At 73.2% G+C, this 24,090-nt stretch carries 21 protein-coding genes; 14 read left to right on the top strand and 7 right to left on the bottom strand.

What is annotated here, in order from left to right:
• Nucleotides 1-80 precede the first annotated feature (80 nt).
• The 8 genes from C4T42_RS14215 (at nucleotide 81) to C4T42_RS14175 (ending at nucleotide 10,701) form a co-directional block, all read left to right on the top strand.
• Nucleotides 81-485, top strand: coding sequence for a DUF983 domain-containing protein (locus C4T42_RS14215; RefSeq protein ID WP_085986796.1), 405 nt, complete (start codon nucleotides 81-83; stop codon nucleotides 483-485).
• 378 nt (nucleotides 486-863) lie between these two features.
• On the top strand, nucleotides 864-2,021 hold the full coding sequence (locus C4T42_RS14205; RefSeq protein WP_348529869.1) for an AAA family ATPase: 1,158 nt from the start codon (nucleotides 864-866) through the stop codon (nucleotides 2,019-2,021).
• Entirely contained in the window at nucleotides 2,018-2,470 is a 453-nt protein-coding gene (locus tag C4T42_RS14200; protein ID WP_128083360.1) for a hypothetical protein, read from the top strand. The genes C4T42_RS14205 and C4T42_RS14200 overlap by 4 nt, the downstream gene beginning before the upstream one ends.
• Nucleotides 2,467-4,380: a hypothetical protein gene (locus C4T42_RS14195; protein ID WP_103985258.1), complete on the top strand. Its 1,914-nt coding sequence runs from the start codon at nucleotides 2,467-2,469 to the stop codon at nucleotides 4,378-4,380. Before C4T42_RS14200 ends, C4T42_RS14195 begins: the two co-directional genes overlap by 4 nt.
• Nucleotides 4,365-7,340 (top strand): hypothetical protein, encoded by a 2,976-nt coding sequence (locus C4T42_RS14190; protein ID WP_103985257.1) that lies wholly within the window; start codon nucleotides 4,365-4,367, stop codon nucleotides 7,338-7,340. Before C4T42_RS14195 ends, C4T42_RS14190 begins: the two co-directional genes overlap by 16 nt.
• Nucleotides 7,341-7,450: 110 nt before the next feature.
• Entirely contained in the window at nucleotides 7,451-8,377 is a 927-nt protein-coding gene (locus C4T42_RS14185; RefSeq protein WP_020093123.1) for a LysR substrate-binding domain-containing protein, read from the top strand.
• A 129-nt stretch (nucleotides 8,378-8,506) separates the two neighbouring features.
• Entirely contained in the window at nucleotides 8,507-9,751 is a 1,245-nt protein-coding gene (locus C4T42_RS14180; protein WP_043712583.1) for an MFS transporter, read from the top strand.
• Nucleotides 9,748-10,701, top strand: coding sequence for an alpha/beta fold hydrolase (locus C4T42_RS14175; RefSeq protein ID WP_020093121.1), 954 nt, complete (start codon nucleotides 9,748-9,750; stop codon nucleotides 10,699-10,701). The genes C4T42_RS14180 and C4T42_RS14175 overlap by 4 nt, the downstream gene beginning before the upstream one ends.
• Nucleotides 10,702-10,745: 44 nt before the next feature.
• Here C4T42_RS14175 and C4T42_RS14170 read toward each other — a convergent pair whose 3' ends face one another.
• Nucleotides 10,746-11,171, bottom strand: a complete 426-nt coding sequence (locus tag C4T42_RS14170; RefSeq protein WP_103985256.1) for a MucR family transcriptional regulator — start codon at nucleotides 11,169-11,171, stop codon at nucleotides 10,746-10,748.
• A 473-nt stretch (nucleotides 11,172-11,644) separates the two neighbouring features.
• On the opposite strand from C4T42_RS14170, the gene C4T42_RS14165 reads away from it, so the two are divergent.
• Complete coding sequence (locus C4T42_RS14165; protein ID WP_103985255.1) at nucleotides 11,645-12,346, top strand: GntR family transcriptional regulator; 702 nt, start codon at nucleotides 11,645-11,647, stop codon at nucleotides 12,344-12,346.
• 10 nt (nucleotides 12,347-12,356) lie between these two features.
• On the opposite strand, the gene C4T42_RS14160 is transcribed toward C4T42_RS14165, so the two are convergent.
• A complete protein-coding gene (locus tag C4T42_RS14160; protein ID WP_020093118.1) occupies nucleotides 12,357-12,773 on the bottom strand; it encodes a nuclear transport factor 2 family protein in 417 nt (138 codons plus the stop codon).
• Between the two features lie 196 nt (nucleotides 12,774-12,969).
• On the opposite strand from C4T42_RS14160, the gene C4T42_RS14155 reads away from it, so the two are divergent.
• From C4T42_RS14155 to C4T42_RS14140, 4 genes are read left to right on the top strand one after another with little or no spacing between them, the layout of a single operon-like run.
• Nucleotides 12,970-14,151, top strand: a complete 1,182-nt coding sequence (locus C4T42_RS14155) for an ABC transporter substrate-binding protein (protein WP_020093117.1) — start codon at nucleotides 12,970-12,972, stop codon at nucleotides 14,149-14,151.
• A gap of 8 nt (nucleotides 14,152-14,159) precedes the next feature.
• Nucleotides 14,160-15,029 carry a branched-chain amino acid ABC transporter permease gene (locus C4T42_RS14150; protein WP_020093116.1) on the top strand — a complete coding sequence of 290 codons (870 nt, stop codon included), beginning with the start codon at nucleotides 14,160-14,162 and terminating at the stop codon, nucleotides 15,027-15,029.
• 4 nt (nucleotides 15,030-15,033) lie between these two features.
• Nucleotides 15,034-17,502, top strand: coding sequence for a branched-chain amino acid ABC transporter ATP-binding protein/permease (locus C4T42_RS14145; protein WP_103985254.1), 2,469 nt, complete (start codon nucleotides 15,034-15,036; stop codon nucleotides 17,500-17,502).
• An 11-nt stretch (nucleotides 17,503-17,513) separates the two neighbouring features.
• Nucleotides 17,514-18,404 (top strand): polysaccharide deacetylase family protein, encoded by an 891-nt coding sequence (locus tag C4T42_RS14140; protein WP_103985253.1) that lies wholly within the window; start codon nucleotides 17,514-17,516, stop codon nucleotides 18,402-18,404.
• Between the two features lie 22 nt (nucleotides 18,405-18,426).
• On the opposite strand, the gene C4T42_RS14135 is transcribed toward C4T42_RS14140, so the two are convergent.
• The 5 genes from C4T42_RS14135 to solA all read right to left on the bottom strand — a co-directional run bounded on the left by C4T42_RS14135 (nucleotide 18,427) and on the right by solA (nucleotide 22,923).
• Nucleotides 18,427-19,206, bottom strand: coding sequence for an amino acid ABC transporter ATP-binding protein (locus tag C4T42_RS14135; protein WP_103985252.1), 780 nt, complete (start codon nucleotides 19,204-19,206; stop codon nucleotides 18,427-18,429).
• Nucleotides 19,207-19,210: 4 nt separating this feature from the next.
• Complete coding sequence (locus tag C4T42_RS14130) at nucleotides 19,211-20,062, bottom strand: amino acid ABC transporter permease (protein WP_103985251.1); 852 nt, start codon at nucleotides 20,060-20,062, stop codon at nucleotides 19,211-19,213.
• Nucleotides 20,059-20,808 carry an amino acid ABC transporter permease gene (locus C4T42_RS14125; protein WP_012320251.1) on the bottom strand — a complete coding sequence of 250 codons (750 nt, stop codon included), beginning with the start codon at nucleotides 20,806-20,808 and terminating at the stop codon, nucleotides 20,059-20,061. Before C4T42_RS14125 ends, C4T42_RS14130 begins: the two co-directional genes overlap by 4 nt.
• Before the next feature lie 37 nt (nucleotides 20,809-20,845).
• Nucleotides 20,846-21,688 carry a transporter substrate-binding domain-containing protein gene (locus tag C4T42_RS14120; protein ID WP_020093110.1) on the bottom strand — a complete coding sequence of 281 codons (843 nt, stop codon included), beginning with the start codon at nucleotides 21,686-21,688 and terminating at the stop codon, nucleotides 20,846-20,848.
• A 71-nt stretch (nucleotides 21,689-21,759) separates the two neighbouring features.
• Nucleotides 21,760-22,923 carry an N-methyl-L-tryptophan oxidase gene (solA, locus tag C4T42_RS14115; protein ID WP_042674778.1) on the bottom strand — a complete coding sequence of 388 codons (1,164 nt, stop codon included), beginning with the start codon at nucleotides 22,921-22,923 and terminating at the stop codon, nucleotides 21,760-21,762.
• A 203-nt stretch (nucleotides 22,924-23,126) separates the two neighbouring features.
• Here solA and C4T42_RS14110 point away from each other — a divergent pair, with 203 nt between their 5' ends.
• Complete coding sequence (locus tag C4T42_RS14110; RefSeq protein ID WP_020093108.1) at nucleotides 23,127-24,083, top strand: GlxA family transcriptional regulator; 957 nt, start codon at nucleotides 23,127-23,129, stop codon at nucleotides 24,081-24,083.
• Nucleotides 24,084-24,090 lie beyond the last annotated feature (7 nt).

Below are 24,090 nucleotides of genomic sequence, written 5' to 3'. Positions count from 1 at the left end.
CTTGATATGCCATACAATCGGCAGGCGCAAGGCCGGTCGATCAGGGATCGGCGCCGGCCTGTTGCTCAGGACCGTCGATGATGCAGAGGACCACCGACCAATCGCTCATGTCCGTCGGCCTGCGCTGCCGCTGCCCGCGCTGCGGGACAGGACGCCTGTTCGACGGCTTCATCACCCTGCGGCCGCGCTGCGAGGCGTGCGGGCTGGACTACGGCTTCGCCGATCCGGCGGACGGGCCCGCCTTCTTCATCATGATGACGATGGCGTTCCCCGTCACCGCTTTCGGGATCTGGCTGGAACTCACCTACGATCCGCCGCTCTGGGTCCACGCCGTGGTGACGCTGCCGCTGCTCCTCCTGGCCTGCGTGCCGATCATCCGGCCGCTGAAGGGGCTCTTCATCGCCAGCCAGTACATCAACAAGGCCGAGGAGGGACGCCTCGCGGTCCCGAAGGCGCCGGTCTCCGGTCCGACGTCGCGGGACTGACCGCGTCGCCGGTGCGTGCGCGCCGCCGCGATGGTCAGGCGGCGGTCGCGGCACGTTGACCGGAAGTCGACCGCCGGGCTAGCCTCGCGGAATCAGAGTATTCCGGGATGTCTCGTGGTCAGAATGTTTCGCCTGATCGTCCCGGCGCCGGGGCTGCGCGACGATAGTGGGACGCGTACACGGGCAGATTTGGCATCTCGGCAGATGCCGGTGATCGGGACGCGCGGCCGCACAGGAAAGTCTTCGGTCCGGCCGCGCCTCACGTCACGGGACGGGCTCCGTGAGGCGCCCGCCGCCGGCTCGACGGCGCAGCGCGGGACGGCACCGCGACCGATCGCCCTGTCGCGGCGAGCGGGCCGAACCTGACGGGAGGGGGGTATCGATACCGCGATCGCACGCCTGGAGCGCGCCATCAGCCGCGCGGCCCGCGGCCTCGTCGGGCGTCGCCACGTGGTGGAGCTGGTGCACCTCGCGCTGGTGGCGCGCGAGCATCTCCTTCTGATCGGACCGCCCGGCACCGGCAAGTCGGCCGCGGTGCGGGCCTGCGCCGCCGGGACCGGGGCGCGCTGCTTCGAGTACCTGATCGGGCGCTTCACGGAACCGGCCGAACTGTTCGGCCCGCTGGACCTCGAAGCCCTGCGCGCGGGCAAGCTGCGGCCGGACATCTCCGGCATGCTGCCGGAGGCCGAGTTCGCCTTCCTCGATGAGGTCTTCCTCGGCTCGACCGCGATCCTGAACGCGCTTCTCGGCGTGCTGAACGAGCGCCGCTACCGCCGGGGGCATTTCGACACCGCCGTCCCGCTGCGCTGCTGCGTCGGCGCCAGCAACGCCCTGCCGGAGGATCCCGGTCTCGCGGCCTTCGCCGACCGCTTCCTCGTCACGGCCTTCGTCGATCCCCTGGCCGACACCGACCTGGAGGCCCTGCTCGCCGGCGATCCGGTCGCGTCCGTCGAACCCGGCGACGGGGAGGCGCCGCTGACGCTCGCGGAGATCGACGCCCTCGCCGAGGCCGCCGCGCGGATCGACCTCTCGCCGGTCCGGCCCGCCTACGCGCAGGTGGTGCGCAAGCTGCGCGCCCGCGGCGTGCGGCTGAGCGACCGGCGCGTAGTGCGGGGCCAGTCGCTCGTCGCGGCGGCGGCGCTCATCGCGGGCCGGACGGCTGCGGAGGAGGCCGACTTGTGGCCAATGATCCACCTCGTCCAGGACCGGATCGCGCAGGACGAGGCCCGCGACCTGCTGCGCGTCGAGCTCGGCGCCGCGGCGAGCCCCGTCCTGCCCGCCGCCGCCAAGGCGGCGGGCTACGGTCCGGCCGCACGGGCCGCGGACCTCGCCAAGGAGGGGGAGGCTCTGGCCGCCTCCGCCCCGGACGACCGCACCGCCCCCGCCTTCGAGGCCTGGCTGGTCCGCGCCGAATCCTTCCTCGTGCAGATCGACGCCGCCTTCGGGGCGGAGGAGCGCCCGCCGGCCCTCGCCGCGGCGCGGGACGCGCTGCTGACGCGCTGCCGGGCACCGGTCGCGGGCGTGACTCCGGCGTGATCCAGGATCCGGCGCGTCTTCCCCTGCGATTGATGCCGGCGGACGGCGGCTCGCCGGTGGGTCTGCGCCTCACCCGCAGCGACGCGGCCGGTCTCTTGGCGCGGATCGCCCCGCGGATCGGCCGCTACGCCACCCTGCGCTTGGCGCTGGCGGGCGGCGAGGCCGTCCTGTTCGCCCCCGACACGGGCTCGGGCCGGCCGGCGCTGCCCTGGTGCGCGACGCCGCTCGGGTGGCTGGCGGCCGACGGGCCGCTGCTCCTGCCCTTCGGGTGCCGCCTCGCCGTGCCGGCGCCCTGGCGCGCCGAGGTCGCGCGCCGCCTGCTCGACCGGCACGGTCTGGGCGGTCCGGCCCTGCTCGTCCCCGAGGGCGAAACCCTGCGCCTGCTCGACCTCGCCGGTTCGCGCGCCGTGCCGGATATCGATACCGGCCGCCTGGGGGAGACGGCGTGAGCGCCGCGTCGACCGGTCCGCGGACGACCCTTCCGCCGGCGCTCGCACCGTGGACGGCGCTCTTCTCCGACATGGCGGAACCGGATCTGCGGATCCTCGCGGCGCTGGTCGAGGCGCTGCGGCCCCTCGTCGAGCGGGCCGACGGCGCGGGCGGGCAACCGCAGGGCGAGATCGACGGGCTGGGGGGCCTCGGAACCCGCGGCGGGATCGAGCGCCTCGTCGCCTCGGAGTGGCTCTGGCGCGACCTCGATCCGGACGCCTTCCTGCAGCGCGCGGCCGAGCGCGACCTGCTGACCCTGGAGCCGGTCTACCGTCAGGCGGCGGACGCGGGCGCCGTGCTGGTCGTGGTCGATGCCGGGCCGGAACTCCTCGGCGCCCCCCGCCTCGTGGCCTTCGCGGCGCTGCTCTGCCTGGCCGGCCTCGCCCGGCGGCGCGGCGCGCGCCTGCTCTGGGCCTCGACCGCCACGCCGGAGCGGCGCTGGCTCAGCGCGTTGAAGCGGTCCGACGCCGCGATCCTTCTCCGCGAGAGTGCCGCCACATCCCTCGACGCGGTCGAACTCGAACGGGTCCTGGCCGAGCCGGTCGCGACCCGCGCGGCCGGGCGGCCCGGCGCCAGCCTCTGGCTCATCGGCGGGTCCGACCTGCCCGAAGCGGCGCGACCGTGCCGGCGGATCACCATCGAGGAGCGGCCGCGTCTCGGGCCGGACGGCCTCGCCGTGGCCGCCGACGTCACCGTGCTGGACGCCACCGGCCCTGTCGCCGCCGCGCGCCTCGACCTCCCGCCGGAGCGCGAGGCGGTGGCGCTGTTGCGCGACCCGTTCCGGCCCCGTCCGGCTCCCGGACGCCCGCCGCCCCGGCGGTCCGCGCCCGACCGGAGCGCGGCGCCTCCGGACTGGGCGCCCCGCGGGCTGGCCTTCGCGCCCTGCGGCGAGCACCTCCTGGTGGCGCGGCCCGACGGCATCCTCATCGTCCCCGTCACCGGCACCTCCGGCGCGCTGCGCCTGCCGGTCGCACCCCACGAGCGCCTCGTGGGGCTCGCCGTCGGCCGGTCGCGGATCCGGGCCGCGTGCCTCAACATCTACGCCGACGACGCGCGCCTGACGCTCCGCAGCTGGACCTTCGACCGCTCGGGCGCCGCTGCGACGCTCGACCGGCGGATCCCGCGGGACCATCCCCTGGTGTGCCGGCGCCTGCCGAAGGCGGTTCTGCCGCCCCTCGGGATGCTGAAACGCCGCAACCGGTCCTGGCTCCTGGCGGCCGACGGCACGGCCTTCCTAGTCTCTGAGACGCGGCTGATCGACTACGCGCCGCTCGCGGGCGAGCTTCCCCTCGCGGTCACGCCCGCCGGTCTGCTGATGCGCGATCGCGCGGACGGGGTGATCGCGCGGCGGCCGTCCGACGGGAAGGTCGTGGCGCGGTTCCCCGGCCGGGCCGGATCGCTGCGGCCGGGCGGCGGCCTCGCCCTCTGCGCGGTGCGCGGGCAGCCCACCCTGGGGATCGAGCAGGCGGGCGGGTACTGGCACGTGGTGAACGCCGCGGACGGAGCGGTCGCGCACCTCGGGCCGCAGGGCCGGATCATCGGCATCGTGCCCCCGTACGACGGCGTGCGCGCCCAGGCCGTCGAGGGACCCCTCGCCCTCCATCTCGACCGCGACGAGGCGGGATCGGCGCGCCTGACGTTCCGGACCCCGGACGGCGCGGCGGCGTGCGATCCCCTGACGCTTCCGGACGCGACCCTCGAGGCGGTGCGCGTCGCCGTCGATGCCGATGCCGTCCCGTGCATCGCGGCCGCGCGGTGCGACGCCGCGGGCTTCGTCGACGCTCTCGCCTTCGGCCAGCTCGACCGCGGATGGTCCCACCTGAGAGATCTCGGCGCGTTCGCGGAAACCGTCCCGTGCCTGGGCGCCTGAGGCCGCCGCCGGTCCCCGATGCCCGGGAGCCGCTCGCGGCCCTGCGCCCGCGCGGCTGGATGCATGCCGGCACGCCCCCCCTCGACGGGATCCTGATGGCGCGCGGCTCCGCGGGGCCGGACTGGCGCGCCCGGCTCCTTCCCTGGCTCGAGCACGCCGCGGAGGTGCGATCACGCGGCGATCGCGTGCTCGTGCTGTTCGCCGCGCCCGTCACGCGGGACTGCGCGGCCCTCGGACCGGTCCTGCCGGTCGTGCGCAGTGCCGGGATCCTGACCGCCGTACCCCTCGCCGAGCCGGAGCCGCCCGTCGCCGCGGCCCTGCGGGACCATGTCGTCCACATGACGGGGGGACGCCTCGCCGCCGAGCCGCTGGCGGCCTTCGCCAGTCTCGACATCGCCGGTTGGTGGGATCTCGACGCGATCGCGGTGCATCCGGCCGAACGCCTGCCGGTCCTGCGACCGGCGCCGCCGGCACGCCGCCTCGTCAGCGCCCCCGCCCTCGTCGCCGACGCGGACCCCCTCGCGCCGGTCCGCGACGCCGCGACCCGGCGGCCGCGGCGTCGGACGAAGCACGTCCTCGGCGATCTCGTCACCCGCGGCCGGCGCCTGATCGGCGGCGCGTTGGGGCTCCTCTGGACCGCCTACGTCGTCCTGCTGGCCTCCATCATGGTCGGCGCCATGGTGCTCGGCTTCGCCGAGAACGTCCGGACGACGGCGGAGCAAGGGGCCGCCGCGGCCCACTGGGGCAGCCTCGCGCTGCCGGTGCTGGTCCTTCTCGTCCTCGCGTGGTTCGCGTTCCGGCGCCGCGGAGCGCGGGCCGCGCGTGAGGGCGCCGCGCCCTCGGCCAGCCCGCCCGCCGGAACCGGCAGCGGGCGCACGCCCATCTGGCGCCGGGCGGCGGCGTGGCTCGCGTGGCGCTCGCCCTACGCGGCCCATCTTCGCCGCCTCTATGCCCGGCGGCTCACCGAGGTCGAGCGGCTGTTCGCGGCGGGGCGCGTCGACGAGGCCCTGTACCGGGCGATCGGTCTCGGCGGCGCGGCGCGGCGCGGGAGCGCCTTCGCCGACCTGCCCCTGACCGGGCCCGGGCTGCGCAGGAGCCTCGACCTCGATCTCGGGCCGCAGCGGGCGAGCGGACTGAGCCTCGCGCCCGCGGACGAGATCCGGCTCGCGGCGCTCTACCGCGCGCAGGCCGTGGCGATGGCCGGACGCGGCGACACGGATCGCGCGGCCTTCGTGCTCGACAGCCTGGTCGGGAACCCGCACAAGGCGGTGCGCCTCCTCGCGGAATCCGGGCGCCTGGAGACCGCCGCCCGTCTGGCCGAGGCGCGCCGCCTCCCGCCCGCGACGACCGTCCCGCTCTGGTTCCGGGCGGGACAGACCGAGCGGGCCCTGGCACTCGCCGCCCGCCACGAGGCCCACGCGGAGCTCTGGAAGGAACTCGGGGCCGACGATCCGTTCCGACCGGTCCTGGCCGAGGCCTGGGCCGCGCGCCTCGTCGGGATCGGCGCCCTGGATCGCGCCGCCGCGGTCACCTTCGGCCTGCCGGCTCTGGCCGAGCGGCGACTGGACTGGATCCGGCAAGCCCTCGACGCCGAGACGCCGGTGCCGGCCGCGCCGCTCGCCCGGGCCCTGCGCGCCCTGCCCTGGGAGGGACGGGACGGCGACCGGCTGCACGCCGCCTTCGCGGACCTGGTGAGCGCGACCGGGGCCGAGGCGGCGGCGCGCCGGAGCGCGGTGGCCGCGCTCCTGCTCGACGCGCAGTTCGAGGGCGGTCCGGAGCGGCCGCCGACGCCCGCCTTCGCGCTCCTCTGCCGCGGCCTCGCGCGCCGCCTCGCCGCGGATGACGGCATCCTCGGCCACGATGCGGAGCGCGCCCGGCTCGCCGGGCGCTTCGCGGAAGCCGGTGGACAGGTCGCCCTGCGCCAGCATCTCCGGCAGCTCAGGACGCGCACCGCACCGTCCGCCTCCCGCCTGGCGGGCCCGCTCGTCGTCCCTGACGGCCCGGCGCTCTCCGAGATCGCCGATGCCGCGCTCCTGTCGGGCGGGCGGCTGCTCCTGGGCTACCGCTCCGGGCTCGTGCGCCTCCTCGGCCGCGCCGGCCGCGAGCGCTGGCGGGGACAGGTGGATGGCCTGACGGGCTTCGCGCGTCTCGGCGCGGGCGACCGGGCCCTCGTTCTGCGCGAGACGCTCGACGGCCCCGACGTCCAGCTCTTCGACGCCGGCACCGGACGGCTCCTGCCGCTCGGTCCGCTGCCGATCACGCACTGGCATGGTCAGGCGGACGAGACCGGCTGGCTCGTCTTCGACGGGGAGGCGCTCGTCCGGCTGGACACCGCCTCGCTCCTCGGTCGCGCGGGCGGCGCGCCCGGCTCCGACGGCGCCCTGGCGCACCATTGGCGCCTGCCCATGACCGAACCGGGCCGGCCGCTGCTGCTCGCCGCCTTCGCGGACGCGAGCGCCCTGATCTACGCCCGGCACGACGGCCTGATCGAGTGGTGGAGCCTGTCCTCCCGCACCCTTGCGGTGACGTGCCGGTTCTGGACGCCGCCCGATCGCGGCGTCGGCGTGCTCGGCCTGACCGAGGCCGTCGCTTGGTCCCTCGAGGGGACCGGCGCGCATCCGCACCTGCGGGCGCATCCCCACGCTTTCACGACGGCCTCCCGGGAGCAGGAGCGCGCGTTGATCGAGGCCGCCGCGCGCGCGGAGCCCGCGGACCCGCCGCGCCTAGTCGCGGCGGAGAACGGCCGCCTCTGGGCCGCGACCGCCACCGAGGAGGGGACGCTCTGGGCCAGCGTGCCCGGCGCGAACCGGATCCGCGGACCGGCCGTCCTGTGGCAGGGCAGCGGGAGCCTGCGCGCGCGCTTCGCTCCCGAGGGCGACGCCGCGGCCGTCTTCGACGGGCGGGGTCGCCTGATCGTGTTCGAGACCGTCACCGGACAGGTGATCCTGCGCCTGATCTGACCGGCCGGGCGCACGCACCGCCTTGGGCACGCGACACCATCCGGGCTAGCTTCCCCGTCGGACGACGACGTCGCTGCCCCGGCGACCGGCAGGCTCACCCCGACGATCCCATGCGGCCCCGCACGCCTCCCCTCTCCACGCTCAGGCTCTTCGAAGCGGCCGGCCGCCATCTCAGCTTCGCCCGCGCGGCGTCCGAACTGAACCTGACGCCGAGCGCCGTGAGCCACGGGATCGTCGGCCTCGAGAAGGCGCTGGGCGTCAAGCTGTTCGTCCGGGAGCCGGGCCGGCTGGCGCTGACGCGCGAGGGGGCCGAGTACCTGACCTACGTGTCCGAGGCGCTGTCCCTCATCCTGATCGGCACGCGCCGCCTGCCCACGCCGCGGTCCGGCAGGACCCTGGCCATCAGCTGCGCACCGACCCTGGCGACGCGGTGGCTGCTGCCCCGGCTCCCGGCCTTTCGCAGCCGCCACCCGCAGATCGCGATCCGGATCGACACCTCCCACCGGCAGGTCGGCTTCCCGATCGACGGCTTCGACTTCGCCCTCCGTCTCGGCCGGGTTCCGACTCCGCGCCACCGCAGCGTCCGCCTGTTCGAGGATTGGCTGCTCCCCGTCTGCAGCCCGGCCCAGCGCGGGGCCGTCACCGGTCCGGACGGCGCCCTCGACCTCCGGCGCGCGACGACGATCCACGTCACCTCCGCGACCGAGGACTGGCAGGCCTGGAGCGACGCGTCGGGGGCGGTGGAGCTGGCCTCGGCCGACACCCTGCACGTCGACACGTTCGCGATGGCGCTCCAGGCCGCGGCCGCGGGCCTCGGCATCGCCCTCGGCCGGGGGGCGCTCATGGACCGGGAGCTGCGCGAGGGTACGCTCGTCGGGGTCGGCCCCGCCGTCCCGGCGGCGACCTCCCACTGGCTCGTGAGCGCCGAGGGCGACGACGACCGGCCGGAGCCCGACCTGTTCCGGACCTGGCTGCTGGCAGAGGCGCGCCGGTTCGCGGCCGAGCAGAAGCGGCGCTTCCCGACCGGCGCCGCCTGAGGGCCCGACGGGACCGGGACGGCGCGCCCCGCCCGTGAGCGGCGTTCACTGCCCGTGGAAATCTTCTCGTTTGTCGCGCCGGCCACCGGCTGCGACCGTCTCCGAAGGCGACAGCCAACGGAGGCCGCGATGGCAACGATCGGGCGCGCGCGCGCAGGGCGACGGGGCGGGTTGCCGGTGGTGCCGGTGGCGGTCGCGGCCGGCCTGGTTCTGAGCGGCGCGATGGGCATCCGGCAGACCTTCGGGCTGTTCCTCGGGCCCTTCTCCCTCGAGACCGGCATCCCGGTGGCGACGACCGCCCTCGCCATCGCCCTGCACAACCTCGTCTGGGGCTTCGCGCAGCCCTTCGCGGGCGCGGCGGCGGACCGCTACGGGGCCGCGCCGGTCGTCGCCCTCGGCGCACTGGTCTACGCGGGCGGCCTCGTCCTGACGGCGCTCGCGCCGGCGGCGCCGACGCTGCTGCTCGGCCTGGGGCTGCTGGTCGGGATCGGGATCAGCTGTACCAGCTTCGGCGTCGTCCTGACCGCGGTCGGTCGCGCCTCCGCACCGGAGCGTCGCAGCGCGGCTCTGGGCCTCGCGAGCGCCGGCGGCTCGCTCGGCCAGGTGCTGCTCGTCCCGTTCGCGCAGTCCGTGACCGCGGTCGCGGGCGTGAGCGCGGGGCTCCTCGCGCTCGCGGCGATCATCGTCGCGCTCGCGCCGCTCGGTGTCGCGCTCGACCGCGCGCCCCGCGCCGGCGTGCCGGACGGCTCTTCGGCGGCCGGCAGCCTGTCCGAGGCGCTCCTGCGGGCGTGGCGGCACCCGGGCTACCGGCTGCTGACGCTCGGCTTCTTCACCTGCGGCTTCCAGCTCGCCTTCATCGCGACCCACCTTCCGGGGTACCTCGCCCTCTGCCACATGCCGGCGGGCCTGGGCGCGACCGCGCTGGCGCTGATCGGCCTTTTCAACATGGCCGGGAGCTGGGGGTGCGGCTGGCTCGGCGGCCGGTACCGGCCGCAGCACGTCCTGGTCTGGCTCTACCTCATCCGCGCCGCCGCGATCGGCACCTTCCTCGTCGCGCCGAAATCCGAGGCTGTCGTCCTCGCGTTCGCGGCCGTGATGGGCCTGACCTGGCTGGGCACGGTCCCGCTGACGAGCGGCCTGGTGGCGCGGGTCTTCGGGATCCGTCACCTCGGGACGCTGTTCGGGATCGTCTTCCTCAGCCACCAGATCGGCTCGTTCCTCGGGGCGTGGCTGGGGGGCGTGGTTCTGGAGGTCTCCGGATCCTACGATGGGGTCTGGCTCGCCACGGCCCTCGCGGGCCTGATCGCCGCGCTCCTCCACCTCCCGATCGACGATCGTCCGGTCCCGGCGGCCACCGCCGAGGGGGTCCGATGACGCCCGTCCGCCACGCGCCCGCCGCGACCGCCGGTGTCGACGCGCGACCCGTGGCGATCGCCTGCCGCGACGGCTACCGGCTCCGCGGTCACCTCTGGCGCCCGGGCGCGAGCGGGTCGCCGGGCCGGGGCACGATCGTCGTCAACCCGGCGACCGGCGTCCGCGCGCGCTACTACTACGCCTACGCGCGGTTCCTGGCCGAGCGGGGCTTCGTCGTGCTCACCTACGATTACCGCGGCATCGGCGAATCGCGGCCCGCGCGCCTGAGGGGATCCGGCATCCGCTGGCGGGACTGGGGCGAGCTCGACTTCGACGCCGCCGTCCGATGGATTCGGCAGCGCGAGGCGGGGCCGCTCACGGTCGTCGGCCACAGCATCGGCGGCTTCCTCCCCGGCTTCGCCGAGGCCGCGGGCGCGGTGGACCGCATCCTCACCGTCGGCGCGCAATTCGCCTATCGCCGCGATTATCGCGCCCGCGAGAGGCTCAGCATGATCGCGAAGTGGCACCTGCTGATGCCGTGCGTCACCGCCGTCGTCGGCTACTTTCCCGGCCGTCGGCTCGGATGGCTCGAGGATCTGCCGGCCGGCGTGGCCTACGAGTGGGCATTCCGCGGGCGGCGCATGGAGGCGAGCTACCCGGCCGCCGAGCGCCCCGCCCTCCTCGCCCGCTTCGCCGCCGTCCGCGCCCCGATCCTGGCGGTCGGTACGCCGGACGACCCGTTCGGCACGCCGGCGGCGATCCGCCGGGCCCTCGGCTACTACGTGTCGAGCCCGCGCATCCAGGTACAGCTGACCCCGTCCGCGATCGGCGCGGAGGCGCCCGGCCATTTCGGCCTGTTCCACGCGCGCAGGAGCGGCGGATTCTGGGCCGACACGCTGCGCTGGCTGAGCGACGGGCAGAATCCCTGGCCGGACTCCGTGATCGATCCGGGTCGCCCGATCCCCGCCTGACCGCGTGTATCGTGGCGAACCGCTCCGGACGCGATTGAGAGGGCCTATCCCGCCCTGTGTCGCAGCTGCAGCGATCGCGCGATCTCCGAGCGCTTGGCGGCGTAACCCGGAGCCACCATCGGATAGTCGCGCGGCAGCCCGTACTTGGCGCGATACTCTTCCGGTGTCAGCCCGTAAGCCGTCAGGTGACGCTTGAGCGTCTTGTAGGACCTGCCGTCGATGAAGCTGATCAGGCCCTCGGCCTGGATGGACGCGCGGATCTCCCGCGCGGTGGCGGCCTCGGGCGTCGCGACCGCGCGCGCCGGTCCCGCGCTGATCTGGCTAAGCATTTCGTACGTACTGGCTAAAATCTCACAGAGTTGGACAGGGGATACCGGATTCCGGATCACGTAGGCGCAGACGATCTTGATTGAATTTCTCAAGGACGAGTCAGAAAATTCTCCCGCACCGGCACCAACCTCAGGTAGCATACCTGCCATTCTCCCTCTAAACGCACCTCACGAGAGTTGTATATCAATTTTCGCATGTCAATCCTTCATCTTGATTGAGCTTCAAAAAAGAACATCGTGACCACTATTCTACTTATAGAAACAGTGGCTACAAAATTTCTCAACCAGAAAGTGGCTCCATCCTCCCCGCTGATCTGGGTACCGAACAGGTTGCTGGACTGGATCTGCGAGACGTCCGTGGCGGCGACTTTGTCGGAAGCGATCGCGCCGGTCCCGCACGGGACGCCCACGGACGCGGATGGAAGCGCGATCGGCGGAGTTCGCGCACGGCGGACGGTCGCCGACGACGCTGGCGCGACCGTTGCACCTCGGGTCCCAGGTCTGCGAAGAGCCCAGCCGGCACGGGACCGGATGCGGGGCGCCGGATCGCGTCGAGAGAGGATCATGACGGATCAATCCGCACGGACACGGGCGACAGAGTCCGGACGCCGTCCATGAAGGCGGGAGACGAGGGCGATCGCGTCGGGGCGATCTGCCAGGCCATGAGGCGGGCCATCGTGGAACGGGCGCTCGCCCCCGGCGACCGGCTGCCGGAGGACGCCCTCGGCGAGCGGTTCGGGGTGAGCCGCACCATCGCCCGGCAGGCCCTGCTGCGGCTGGCCGGGGAAGGCTTGGTCGATCTGCGCCGCAACCGCATCGCCGTCGTGGCGACGCCGAGCTGGGAGGAGGCGCGCGACACCTTCGACGTGCGCCTCGGCCTGGAGCGGCTCGTGGTCCGCCGCCTCGCCGGGCGGCTCAGCGCGGAGCAGCGTCAGGTCCTGCTGGACCAGATCGCGCGCGAGGAGGCCGCACGGGGCGGCCCCGAGGCGCTGTCGATCCGGCTCGCCACGGAGTTCCACCTGATGCTCGCCGAGATGACCGGCAGCGCCGTGCTGATCCGGTACGTCGCGGAACTCGGCTATCGCTGCGCCCTGATTCTGTCCCTCTACAGCCGCCCGCATTCCTCGGACTGCGCCGTGAGCGAGCACCGGGACATCGTCGCCGCCCTGGTCTCGGGCGATGCCGAGCGCGCCGCCGCGCTCATGGACCACCACCTCGACGCGGTCGCCGACCGGGCGCGGATCGTGCCCCCGGCCCCGCGCGAGCGCGATCTGGCACGCCTGCTGGCGCCCTACGTCGCGGGCGGCGGGGCCTGAGCCCGCCGCGTCAGGCCGTGAGGCCGTGCTTGGTCAGCAGGCGCTCGGCGCTGTCGTTCCAGACCTCCATGCCGACGATCAGCCCGTCGCGCACGGTGAAGCGGTCGACGTAGCGGTTGCCCTCGAAGGGCGTGCCGTCCGGCCACGCGCCGTACAGGGTCCCGAGGCTGTAGACCGTGGTGACGCCGTCGCCCGGCACCACGTCCAGCCGCTCCATCCGCTTCTTTACCCAGGCGTAGCGGCCGGCATTGAAGGCCGTGACCTCGGACGGATGGTTGAACACCCGGGCGCCGGTGAACACGATCCGGGTGCCCGGGGCCATGTAGCGTGCGGCCGTCTCGGGATCGGGCACCATCGAGGCCTCGAGATAGGCGGTGACGTTGGCGGCATCGCGGGCGGTCGCCGCATCGTGGGTCATGTCGGTCATGCAGGCCTCCTGTCGGCCCAACGTGCCGCAAAAGGCCGGCCCGTGCATGCAGGAAGTGTATGCACTTTGACGCCAGATTGAGCACAGATTGCCTCCGAGGATACAGGCACCGGTCTGTGCAGCGGCCGAAGCGGCCAATTCCTGGTGGCATGGAGGTTGCGCAAAGCAGGCTGCGCCCCGCCCTCGGAGACATGCCATGGCCTCCTTCCTGCCCCCGACCCTGCGCCGCTTCGCGGTGACGACGAGCGCGCTGCTCGGCCTCGCCGTCTCGACCGCGCAGGCGGCCGACACCGTCAAGATCGGCCTCGTGACCGCCCTGAGCGGCCAGTCCGCGAAATCCGGCGAGGCGATCTCCCGCGGGATCGGGCTCGCCATCGACGAGATCAACGCCAGGGGCGGCGTCCTCGGACGCCCCCTCGAGCTCGTGGCCCGCGACGACGAGGCCAACCCGTCCAAGGGCGTGCTGGCGACCCGCGAGTTGATCCAGCGGGTCGGCGTCGTCGCGGTGGTCGGCGGCCTCGACACGCCGGTCTCGATGGCGATCGTGCCGATCGCCAACCAGATGAAGGTGCCGTTCATCGGCCCCTGGGCGGCCGGCACCGGCATCACCCGCAACGGCGCCGCCGACAACTACGCCTTCCGGGTCTCCGCGGTCGACGCCCTCGTCGACGAGGCGCTGGTCGCCTACGCGGTGAAGACCTACGGGGCGAAGAAGCCCGGCATGATCCTCGTCAACAACGCCTGGGGCGAGTCGAACCAGAAGGGCCTCAAGGACGCCCTGCAGGCGGCCAACCTCCCGGCGGCGGGCATCGAGAAGTACGAGGCCAACGACGTCGACATGGTGCCCCAGCTGTCCCGGCTGAAGGAGGCCGGGGCCGACGCGCTGTTCCTCGTCGGCAATGTCGGGCCCTCGGCCCAGGTGGTGAAGTCGCTGGACCGGATGGGCTGGTCGGTGCCGGTCGTCTCGCACTGGGGCCCGGCGGGCGGCCGCTTCGACGAGCTCGCCGGCCCGAGCGCCGGCAAGGTCCATTTCATCCAGACCTTCACCTTCGCGGGCAACGCGTCGCCGAAGGCGAGCGCGGTGCTCGACGCGCTCAAGGCCAAGTACCCGGCGATCAAGTCGATGGCCGATGTCACCCCCGCCGTCGGCATCGCCAACGCCTACGACGCGACGCACCTGCTGGCCCTCGCCATCCAGGCCGCCGGCTCCACCGAGGGCCCGAAGGTCCGCGACGGCTTCTACAAGATCGGCACCTATCCGGGCCTGATCAAAACCTACGCCACGCCCTTCACGCCCGGCCAGCACGACGCGCTCGGGCCGAACGACTACGTGTTCACCCGCTTCAAGGACGGTGAGATCGTCGCGGTGACCAACTGAGCCCGGCGATGCTGACCTCCATCCTCGTCAGCGGCCTCGGCCTCGGCAGCATGTACGGGCTCGTGGCCCTGGGCTTCCACGTGACCTACGCGGTGTCGGGGACCGTGAACTTCGCGCAGGGGAGCGTCGTCACCCTGGGCGCGGTCCTGGCCTACGCGCTCGGCGTCACCCTCGGCTGGCCGATGCCGGCCGCGATCGTCCTGGCGCTCGCCGGCTGCGCCCTGTTCGGCCTCGTGGTCGAGCGGGCGCTGGTCCGCCCGTTCGTTGCGCGCGGCTCGGACGCGTGGCTCCTGGCGACGGTGGCGGGCGGCATCGTGCTCGACAACACCGTGCTGTTCACCTTCGGCAAGGAGCCGCGCAGCCTGCCCTCGCCGCTGGCCACGAAGCCGGTGGAGATTCTCGGGACCGGCATCTACCCGCTGCAGCTCGTGATCCCGGTGGTCGGGATCGCCCTTGCCTTCGCGATCCGCACGGTGTTCCGGAAGACCGATCTCGGCCGCGTCCTGCTCGCCGTGGCGCAGAACGCCGACGCCGCCCGGCTGATGGGGATCGACGTGCGCCGCACCGTGGCCTGCGCCTTCGCGCTCTCGGCAGTGCTCGCCGGCATCGCGGGCCTGCTGATCGCGCCGCTCTTCTCGGTCTCGGCCGAGCTCGGCACGCTGTTCGGCATCAAGGCCTTCGCGGTCGCGATCCTCGGCGGCATCGGTTCCGCCACCGGGGTGATCCTGGCGGGGCTGCTCTACGGCCTCGTCGAGGCCGGCGTCACCGCGACCCTGGGCTCGACCTACACGCAGCTCGTGGTGTTCTCGGTGATCATCCTGGCCCTCACCCTGCGCCCCGACGGCCTGCTCGGCCGCGCCGCGGTCAACAAGGTCTGACGCGATGCCGTACCTGCGCTCAGGCCCGGCGATGCGGCTCGGCATCGCCGGCCTCACCGCCGCCGCGCTCGGCCTCGTGGCGCTGACCGCCGGCTACAGCCACTTCGTGATCGCCCTCATGGCGCTGACCACGGTCGCGGGCGTCGGCCTCAACGTGCTCCTCGGCCTGACGGGGCTGATCTCTTTCGGCCAGGCCGGCTTCTACGCGATCGGCGCCTACGCGAGCGCGATCCTGACGCTCCACGGCGTCAGCTTCTGGCTGGCGCTCCCGGCGGCGGCCCTGATCGCGGCGCTCGTCGGCGGCCTCGTGGCGGTGCCGGCGATGCGGGTGAAGGGCCCCTACCTCGCCATGCTGACGATCGCCTTCGGCTTCATCGTCGAGCACGGCCTGATCGAGGGCGGCGAGCTGACCGGCGGCCAGAACGGCCTCGTTGTGACCGACGCGCCGAGCCTCCTCGGCGAGCCGCTCTCGCCGGCCGGCCTCGCGGTGCTGGCGGTGCTCGCCGCCGGGGCGAGCCTCGCCGGGTTCGACATCCTCGCCCGCAGCCGCCTCGGCCGGGCGATGCGCGCCGTGCGCGACGCCGACGTCGCCGCGGCGGCTCTGGGCTTCGACCCGGTCCGGGTGAAGACCCTGGCCTTCGCGATCTCCGCCGCCCTGACCGGCCTCGCGGGGGCTGTCCTGCCGCCGCTGATGCTGTTCATCGCGCCGAGCTCGTTCCCGTTCTCGCAGTCGATCCTGTTCGTCCTCTCGGTGATCGTCGGCGGCGCCGGCACGGTGCTCGGCCCGCTCCTCGGGGCCCTCGTCACCGTGCTGCTGCCGGAGGCGCTGTCCGGCCTCGCCGAGTACCGCCTGCTGTTCTTCGGCGTCGCGACCCTCGCGGTGCTGTGGCTGGTGCCCTCGGGGCTGGTCGGCAGCCTCGCCCGCCTGCTGCCCCGGGGCCGGGACGCGCCGGCCGCCGCCGAGGGCGAGGAGGTGCCGCTGCCCGGCACGGCGGCGCGCGAGGCCCTCGTCCTCGAGGGCCTCGGCATCCGCTTCGGCGGCATCACGGCGGCGGACGGCGTCGACCTCACGGCGCGGCCGGCGGCCGTCACCAGCGTGATCGGCCCGAACGGGGCCGGCAAGACCACCGTGCTCAACATGGTTTCGGGCTTCTACCGCCCGAGCGCCGGGGCGATCCGGCTGGGCGGGCGCGACCTCGCCGGGCGGCCGGCCCACGTCGTCGCCCGCGCCGGCATCGCGCGCACCTATCAGACCACGCGCCTGTTCGGCTCGCTGCCGGTGGCCGACAACGTCGCCCTCGGCCTCGCGCCGGGCCGGCTGTGGCGCCGCGCGCGGGCGCGGGACCGCGCGACGGCCGCCGCGCTCCTCGCCTTCGTCGGCTACCGGGGCGCCCTCGACCGCCCGGCCGCCGAGCTGCCCCACGTCGACCGGCGGCTCGTGGAGATCGCTCGAGCGCTCGCCGGCAGCCCCGCGGTGCTACTCCTCGACGAGCCCGCCGCCGGCCTGTCGCGGGCCGACACCGACCGGCTGGCCCGGCTGATCCGCCGGATCGCCGACAGCGGCGTCGCGGTGGTGCTGGTCGAGCACGACATGCCGCTGGTGATGGGCATCTCCGACCACATCCTCGTCATGGATGCCGGCCGCCCGATCGCGCGCGGCACGCCCGCTGAGATCCGGCGCGACCCGGCGGTGCTGCGCGCGTATCTCGGCGGCGCCGACACCCCGGCCCGGCCGCGGAGCGCGCCGTGGCAGGGACCGGCGGACGCCGTCCTCTCGGTCCTCGACCTGACCGCCGGCTACGGCGCCGCGCCCGTCCTCGACGGCGTCCATCTCGACGTGCGGCCCGGCGAGACCGTCGCGCTCCTGGGCGCGAATGGGGCCGGCAAGTCCACGGCGATGCGGGCGCTGGCGGGGCTGCTGCGCCCGGTCGCGGGATCGGTCGTGTTCGACGACCGGCGCGTCGACGCGCTGCCCGCCCACCGGATCGCCCGCGGCGGCCTCGTCCTGGTGCCAGAGGGGCGGCAGGTCTTCCCGGAGCTCACCGTCGTCGAGAACATCCGCCTCGGCGCCTTCGGGCGCGGGTCGCCGATCGACCCGGCCGAGGTCGAGCGCCTGCTCGACCGGTTCCCGCGGCTGCGCGACCGGGCGGCGAGCCGGGCGGGCCTGCTCTCCGGCGGCGAGCAGCAGATGCTGGCCATCGCCCGCGGGTTGATGGCGCACCCGCGCATCCTGCTCCTCGACGAGCCGTCGCTGGGCCTCGCCCCGGCGATGATCAACGCCCTCTACGCGACCGTGGCCGAGCTGCGCGACGAGGGCGTCACCATCCTGATCGTGGACCAGATGGCGGCGCTGGCCCTCACGGTCGCCGACCGCGGCTACGTGCTGGAGCAGGGCCGGGTCGTCGCGCGCGGAACCGCCGCGGAGCTGTCGGCGGACAAGGGGCTGGAAGCGGCCTATCTCGGTGCGGCGTAACGGGGGCTCTGATGTACACGAATGCCGGACACGGTCGCTACGGCTACAGCGCCCTCCCCGACCGCCCGGTCTACGACTGGCCGGAGGGCAAGCGGCTGGCCGTCTATGTCGGGCTGAACCTCGAGACCTTCGCGTTCGGCGAGGGCCTGGGCGCCGAGCTGGCGCCCGGCGGCCCGCAGCCGGACGTGCTCAACTACGCGTGGCGCGACTGGGGCAACCGGGTCGGCGCGTGGCGGATCGCCGAGATGCTGGACGCTCTGGCGATGCCGGCGAGCGTGCTCGTCAACAGCAACCTCTACCGGGACTGCCCCGGGCTGATCGAGGCGTTCCGGGCGCGGGGCGACGAGATCGTCGGCCACGGACGCACCAACGCCGAGCGGCAGGGTACCCTCGACGAGGACGCGGAGCGGGCCCTGATCGCCGAGACGACCCGCGAGATCGCCGCGCGGGAGGGCCGCCCCCCCGCCGGGTGGCTCGGGCCGTGGATCTCGCAGTCGCGGGTGACGCCCGATCTCCTCGCCGAGGCCGGGTACCGCTACCTGCTCGACTGGGACCACGACGACCAGCCGACCTGGTTCAAGACCCGCGGCGGCGGCCGCATCCTGACGGTGCCCTACCCGCAGGAACTCAACGACATCCCCGCGATCGTCGCCCGCAAGGAGACGGGCCGCCAGTTCGCCGAAGCCATCGTCGACGCCTTCGAAGAAATGCTGGAGCAGTCTCGGGGCGCGCCGCTGGTGATGGGCATCGCGCTCCATCCCTACATCGTCGGGCGCCCGCACCGGCTGCGGCCCCTGCGGCAGGCGCTCCGGCACATCGCAGACCGCCGCGACGCCATCTGGCTCACCACCGCCGGGGCGATCGCCGACCACATCGTGGCGCGGGAGGCCGCGCCGCGCTGACGCGGCCCTGACCCCGGCGGGCTCAGAGCACCTGCGACAGGAACCGGCGCGTGCGCTCGTCCTGGGCGGAGGCGAAGAAGGTCGCGGGCGGGCCGTGCTCGACGATGACGCCGCGGTCGGTGAAGTAGATGTGGTCGGCGACGTCACGGGCGAAGTTCATCTCGTGCGTGACGAGCATGCAGGTCATGCCCTCCTCGGCGAGTTCCCGGATCGTCACCAGCACCTCCTTGACCGTCTCCGGATCGAGGGCGGCGGTGACCTCGTCGAACAGCATCACGTCCGGCCGCATCGCCAGCGAGCGGGCGATGGCCACGCGCTGCTGCTGGCCGCCCGACAATTCGCCCGGATAGGCGTTCTCCTTGCCGGCGAGCCGGACCTTGGCGAGGAGCGCCCGCGCCCGGGACTCGACCTCGCGCTTCTCCTGACCCAGGACGTGGATGGGGGCCATCATCACGTTCTGCAGCGCGGTCTTGTGCGGGAACAGGTTGTACTGTTGGAACACCATGCCGACCTTGCGGCGCAGCGCCAGCTTGTCGAGCCGCGGATCGGTGACGTCGATCCCCTCGACCTGGATCGAGCCGGCGCTCACCGGCACCAGGGCGTTGACGCAGCGGATCAGCGTCGACTTGCCCGAGCCCGAGGGGCCGATGATGCAGACGACCTCGCCCTTGCGGACGTCGAAGCTGATCCCCTTCAGCACCTCGAACGACCCGAACGACTTGTGCACGTCGACGACGCGGACGATCGGCTGATCGGGGGTCCAGCTCGGGGACGGGGTGGCGGCCAGGATCGCGCGCGTCATGGTCTCAGCGGGTCTCGAAGCGGCGTTCCAGGGCGGCGGTGAACCGGTCGATCGGGTAGCAGTAGAGGAAGAAGCAGAGCAGCGCGAAGCCGTAGAGCGGCGCGAACAGCTCGGGGCGGCCGCCCTCGGCGGCGTGCACCTGCGCGGTCAGCGTCAGCATCTCGGTGACGCCGACGATGGAGGCCTGCACGGTGGCCATCGCGATGAGCGAGTAGACGTTCATCCAGGGCGGCAGCATGCGCTTCGCGCACTGGGGCAGGATGATGCGCCACATCGTCTGGCGCCGGGTGAAGGCCAGGGATTCGGCGGCCTCCCACTGGGTGTTGGGCACCGAGCGCACCGCACCGCGGACGATCTCGGCGACGTTGGCCATGACCGGCAGGCTGAAGCCGAAGGTCGCCTTGACCCAGTCGGGCAGCGGCACGCGGACGCCGAACACAGTGACCTGGAACGGGACCAGGAACATCACGAAGAACAGCAGGACCAGCCAGGGCACGTTGCGGAAGACCTGCGTGGCGCACCACGCGAGACGGGGCAGGACCCGGCCCTCCGCCAGCATGGCCAGACCGAGCCCGATGCCCGCCACCGTCCCGATCGCCATCGCCATCAGCGAGATCGCGACGTTGAAGGCGAAGCCCGTGAGCAGGAGGGGCGCCCACTTGATCACCACCTCCAGCGGCGACAGCGCGGCGGCCCCGCCCTGCGCCCGAGCCGGGACGGCGACGAGGGCGAGCGCGGTGAGCAGCCAGAGATGGGCCGGGCGCAGGCGCGCCGCCGCGCGGTCCCTCGGGAGCGCGAAGGGCAGCAGCACCGGCAGGTCGCCCGGTCGGCCGCCCCGCGGATCGGCAGCTTTCATCGGCCGTATCCCGGGATCCGCAGGGCGCGTTCCCAGCGGTGCATGATCCAGACGAGCACGCCGACGAGGACCGCGTAGGTCGCGAGCAGCACCAGCATCATCTCCAGCACGTTCTGCGATTCGGACCAGATCTGCTTGACCGCGTACAGCGTCTCCGGGACCGCGATGGCGTAGGCCAGCGTGGTGGTCTTGAGGAGGTTGATCAGGTTGTTGTTGAGCGCCGGCAGGCAGACCCGCAGGGCCAGCGGCAGGACGACGTACCGGTAGGCCTTGAAGCGGGTGTAGCCCAGGGCCTCCGCGGCCTCGACCGTGGTCCGCGGCACCGCCTCGATGCCGGAGCGGAAGATCTCCACGTTGAACGCGCCCGCGAACAGCGACAGCGAGATGATCGCCCACTGGACGTTGTTGAGGATCGGGGCGCGCAGGCCGTCGGCCGAGCGGATGTCCGGGAGCAGCGTCCCGAGGCCGAAGTAGAAGAAGAAGATCTGCACCAGCGGCGGCGTGTTGCGGAAGACCACCACGAAGCCGTTGACCAGCGCCCGCAGGACGCGCGACGGCCCGCTCTGCAGGAGCGCGCCGACGGCGCCGATGACGAGGCTCGCCAGGATCGTGCTGATCCCGAGGAGCAGCGTCATCCGCAGGCCGGCCACGTACCGGTCCCAGTCGTAGGGATCGTAGAAGACCGTGAAGTTGAAGCCCGTGGTCTCGTAGAGCTGCTGGAACCACGCCTGGATCGTGGCGATCATCGCGGGCTAACGCTCGGTGTTGTCGCGCAGAACCGCATCAGTTGGTCGCGTTCTTGTACTTCTCGTGCATCGCCTTCGAGTAAGCGGTCGGCTCGATGCCCCACTTCTTCTCCTCGTTGACGATGAAGCCGGTCTTCATCCAGTCCTTGGTGGCGTCCTCGACCGCGGCCTGGAGCGTGGTGTTGCCCTGCGCCACCGCCATCATCCACGGGGCGTCGAGGATGCCCTTGAGCGGCAGCGCGTAGTTGGCCTTCCAGTCGTCGTCGAGCAGCTTACCCTGCAGCATGCTCTGGTCGTAGACGTAGCCGATGCAGTTGCCCTGCTTGAGCGCGAAGAGCGGCTTCTCGGACCCGTCGAAGGCGACGATCTCCGCCCCGTAGGTCCGCGCGACGTCCTTGTTGTACCAGGCGCCCGAGGTGGCGCAGAGCGGCTTGCCCTTGAGCTGCGCCCAGTCGGTGATGCCGGACGACTTGGGCAGCAGGACGTTCACGAAGTCGGAATAGTAGTTCGGGTCGATCGCCTGCACCACGCGGCGGCGCTCCGGCTTGTCCGACAGGGTGGCGATCAGCAGATCGACCTTGCCCTGCTGCAGGAACTCGATCCGGTTGGCCGAGACGACCGGCACGAGCTCGAGCTTCACGCCGAGCCGCTTGGCGAGGTCGGCGGCGAGGTCGGGCTCCAGGCCGATGATGGTCCCGCTCGGGTCGCGGAAGCCGAACGGCTTGTAATCCGCCTTCACGCCGACGATCAGCGTTCCGCGCTTCTTGATCGCGTCGACGCCGTCGGCGGCCGTGGCCCGGCCGGGCAGCGCGACGGTCGAGAACGCCGCGAGCGCGGCCAGCGCACCGGTGGTCAGAAGGGTGCGGACGGTGAGACGCATCGGATCTTTCCTGCTCGGGTCGACGGATCTTGGCATGGTTTCAAGCAATCCACGAGCCATTGGCCGGCGCATCAACTGAAACGTGCCAGAGCGAAGGGCTTGAGATCGACGGTGCTACCGGTCCCAGCCAGCTCCGCGGCGACGGCCTCGCCGATGCCGGCCGAGTGCTTGAAGCCGTGCCCCGAGCAGGCGGAGACGACCAGGATCCGCTCCATCGCGGGATGCCGGTCGATGATGAAGCCGCGGTCGGGGGTCACCGTGTAGACGCAGGCGGCGGCCTGGACGACCTCCGGGGTCGCGCCGGCCAGCCGGTTCGCGACGCGCAGCCGGTACATGTCGTCGGATTCCGACGGATCGACGCGGCGCTCCACCCCGTCGGCGGTGGTGGTGGTGCTGTACTGCTCCGTCGCGACCTTGATGGACCCGTCGAGCGGCGGGAAGCCGTAGAGGTATTCCGTGTCGCTCGTCCCGTACATCCAGATGAAGACCGGCGCGTGCGGCCCGTAGGCGGTCTCGTCCGCGAGCGCGTACCAGTGCAGCAGTTGGCGACGGACGGTCAGGAGCCGGTCGAAGGGGCTCCCGAGCAGGGGGGCCGTCCAGGCGCCCGCGGCCACGACGGCGCGGTCGGCCAGGATGGTCTCCTCCGCCGTCTCGATGCGGACGCCGCTCCCGTCCTGCTGCAGCCCGACCACCGTGCAGTTGGTGCGGATCTCGGCGCCCGCGGCACCCGCGCGGCCGAGCTGCGCCGCGAGGCATCGCTCCGGGAACACGTAGCCGCCGCCCGGCTCGTAATAGGCCTTCTCGTCGCCCGCGAGGTTCAGGAATTGCGGGAAGCGGCGGGCCACCTCCGCCCCTGTCAGCACCTCGTGGACGATGCCGGCGCCCTCCGCGGCGCTGATGGACCGGCCCACGAAGTCCGGTTTGCCGTGGTGTGAGGAGACGCCGTGGCCCGGGGCCATGACGAGCGCCCCGCAGGCGTTCAGCAGGGTCTCGCCCGTCTCGGCCTCCAGCTCGCGCCAGATGCGGTGCGAGGCGGTGACGAAGGGGACGTAGTCGGCGCCCTCACCGACCGCCTGACGGGTGATCCGCGTCTCGCCGTGGCTCGACCCGAGCGCGTGGGGCGGCGCGAAGCGGTCGAGCCCGATGACCGCGGCGCCCCGCTTCGCCAGCTGGTAGAGCGCGGCGCTGCCCATCGCGCCGAGACCCAGCACGGCGACGTCGTAGCGGCGGCTCACGGCCGACACTCCCGCTCGATTCCGGGACGGGCCGCCGCGGCGGCGCGGAACGGAGGAAGATCGGCAGGTCGAGGCATCCGGAAGCGATCTCGCGCGGGACGGGGTAACGGCACACAGCATGATCAATGCCGAGGCGGGCGTTTGACTGAAACGGACGGTTTCCTGCACGTTTGAGCCATCGAGGAGCGGAGGGGGCGTCCGAGATGGAGGCGGAGACCGGGGATCGCCCACAGGAGATCGGCTTCATCCTCGTGCCCGGCTTCGCGCTGCTGTCCTTCGCTTCGGGGTGCGAGCCGTTCCGGGCGGCCAACGAACTTGCCGGGCGGCCGCTCTACCGCCTGCGCTACTTCGGCGAGTCGGAGGGCCGGGTGGCCGCCTCGTCGGGCGCCGAGGTCCCCACCGAGGCGCTGCCGCGCCAGCGCGGCCACCTCCACACCCTCTTCGTCTGCGCGGGCGGCGAGCCGACCGGGTGGGACAGGCCCGAGATCCACGCGACCCTGCGGCGGATGGCCCGACTCGGCGTCCGCATCGGCGGCATCTCGGGCGGTCCCTACCTGATGGCCGAAGCGGGCCTGCTGGCCGATCGCGCGTTCACGCTCCACTGGGAATATGCCGGTGCCACGGTCGAGACCTTCCCGGAGGCGCGCCTGAGCCGGGCGCGCTACGTCGCCGACGGCGATCGCCTGACCTGCGGCGGCGGCGTCGCGCCCCTGGAGATGGCCCACGCCCTGATCGCCGAACGCATGGGCGAGGCCTTCGCCCGGCGCGTCTCCGACTGGTTCCTCCACACCGCCATCGGCGCCGCCGACGACCCGCAGCGGGCCTCCGCGGTCGAGCGCTACGGAATCCACCATCCGGCTCTGCTGGCGGTGCTGGAGACGATGGAGAAGACCGTGGAGGCGCCGCTCGGCCGCCTCGCCATGGCGCGCCTCGCGGCGATCAGCCCGCGCCACCTCGACCGGCTGTTCCTCGACAAGCTCGGGCTCAGCTTCTCGGCCCAGTACAGGGCGATTCGCCTCGCCCACGGACGCCGCCTTCTGCGCCAGAGCCCGCTCAGGATCGGGGAGATCGCGACGGCCTGCGGCTTCACGAGCGCGGCCCATTTCGCCCGCTGCTACCGGTCCCATTTCGGCTGCAGCCCGTCCGCGGAGCGCGCGTGACGTCCGC

The organism is Methylobacterium sp. 190mf, assembly GCF_900107945.1.
Lineage (GTDB): Bacteria > Pseudomonadota > Alphaproteobacteria > Rhizobiales > Beijerinckiaceae > Methylobacterium.
The sequence above is the reverse complement of the archived record's forward strand: the minus strand, read 5'-3'. Positions and strand labels throughout refer to the sequence as shown.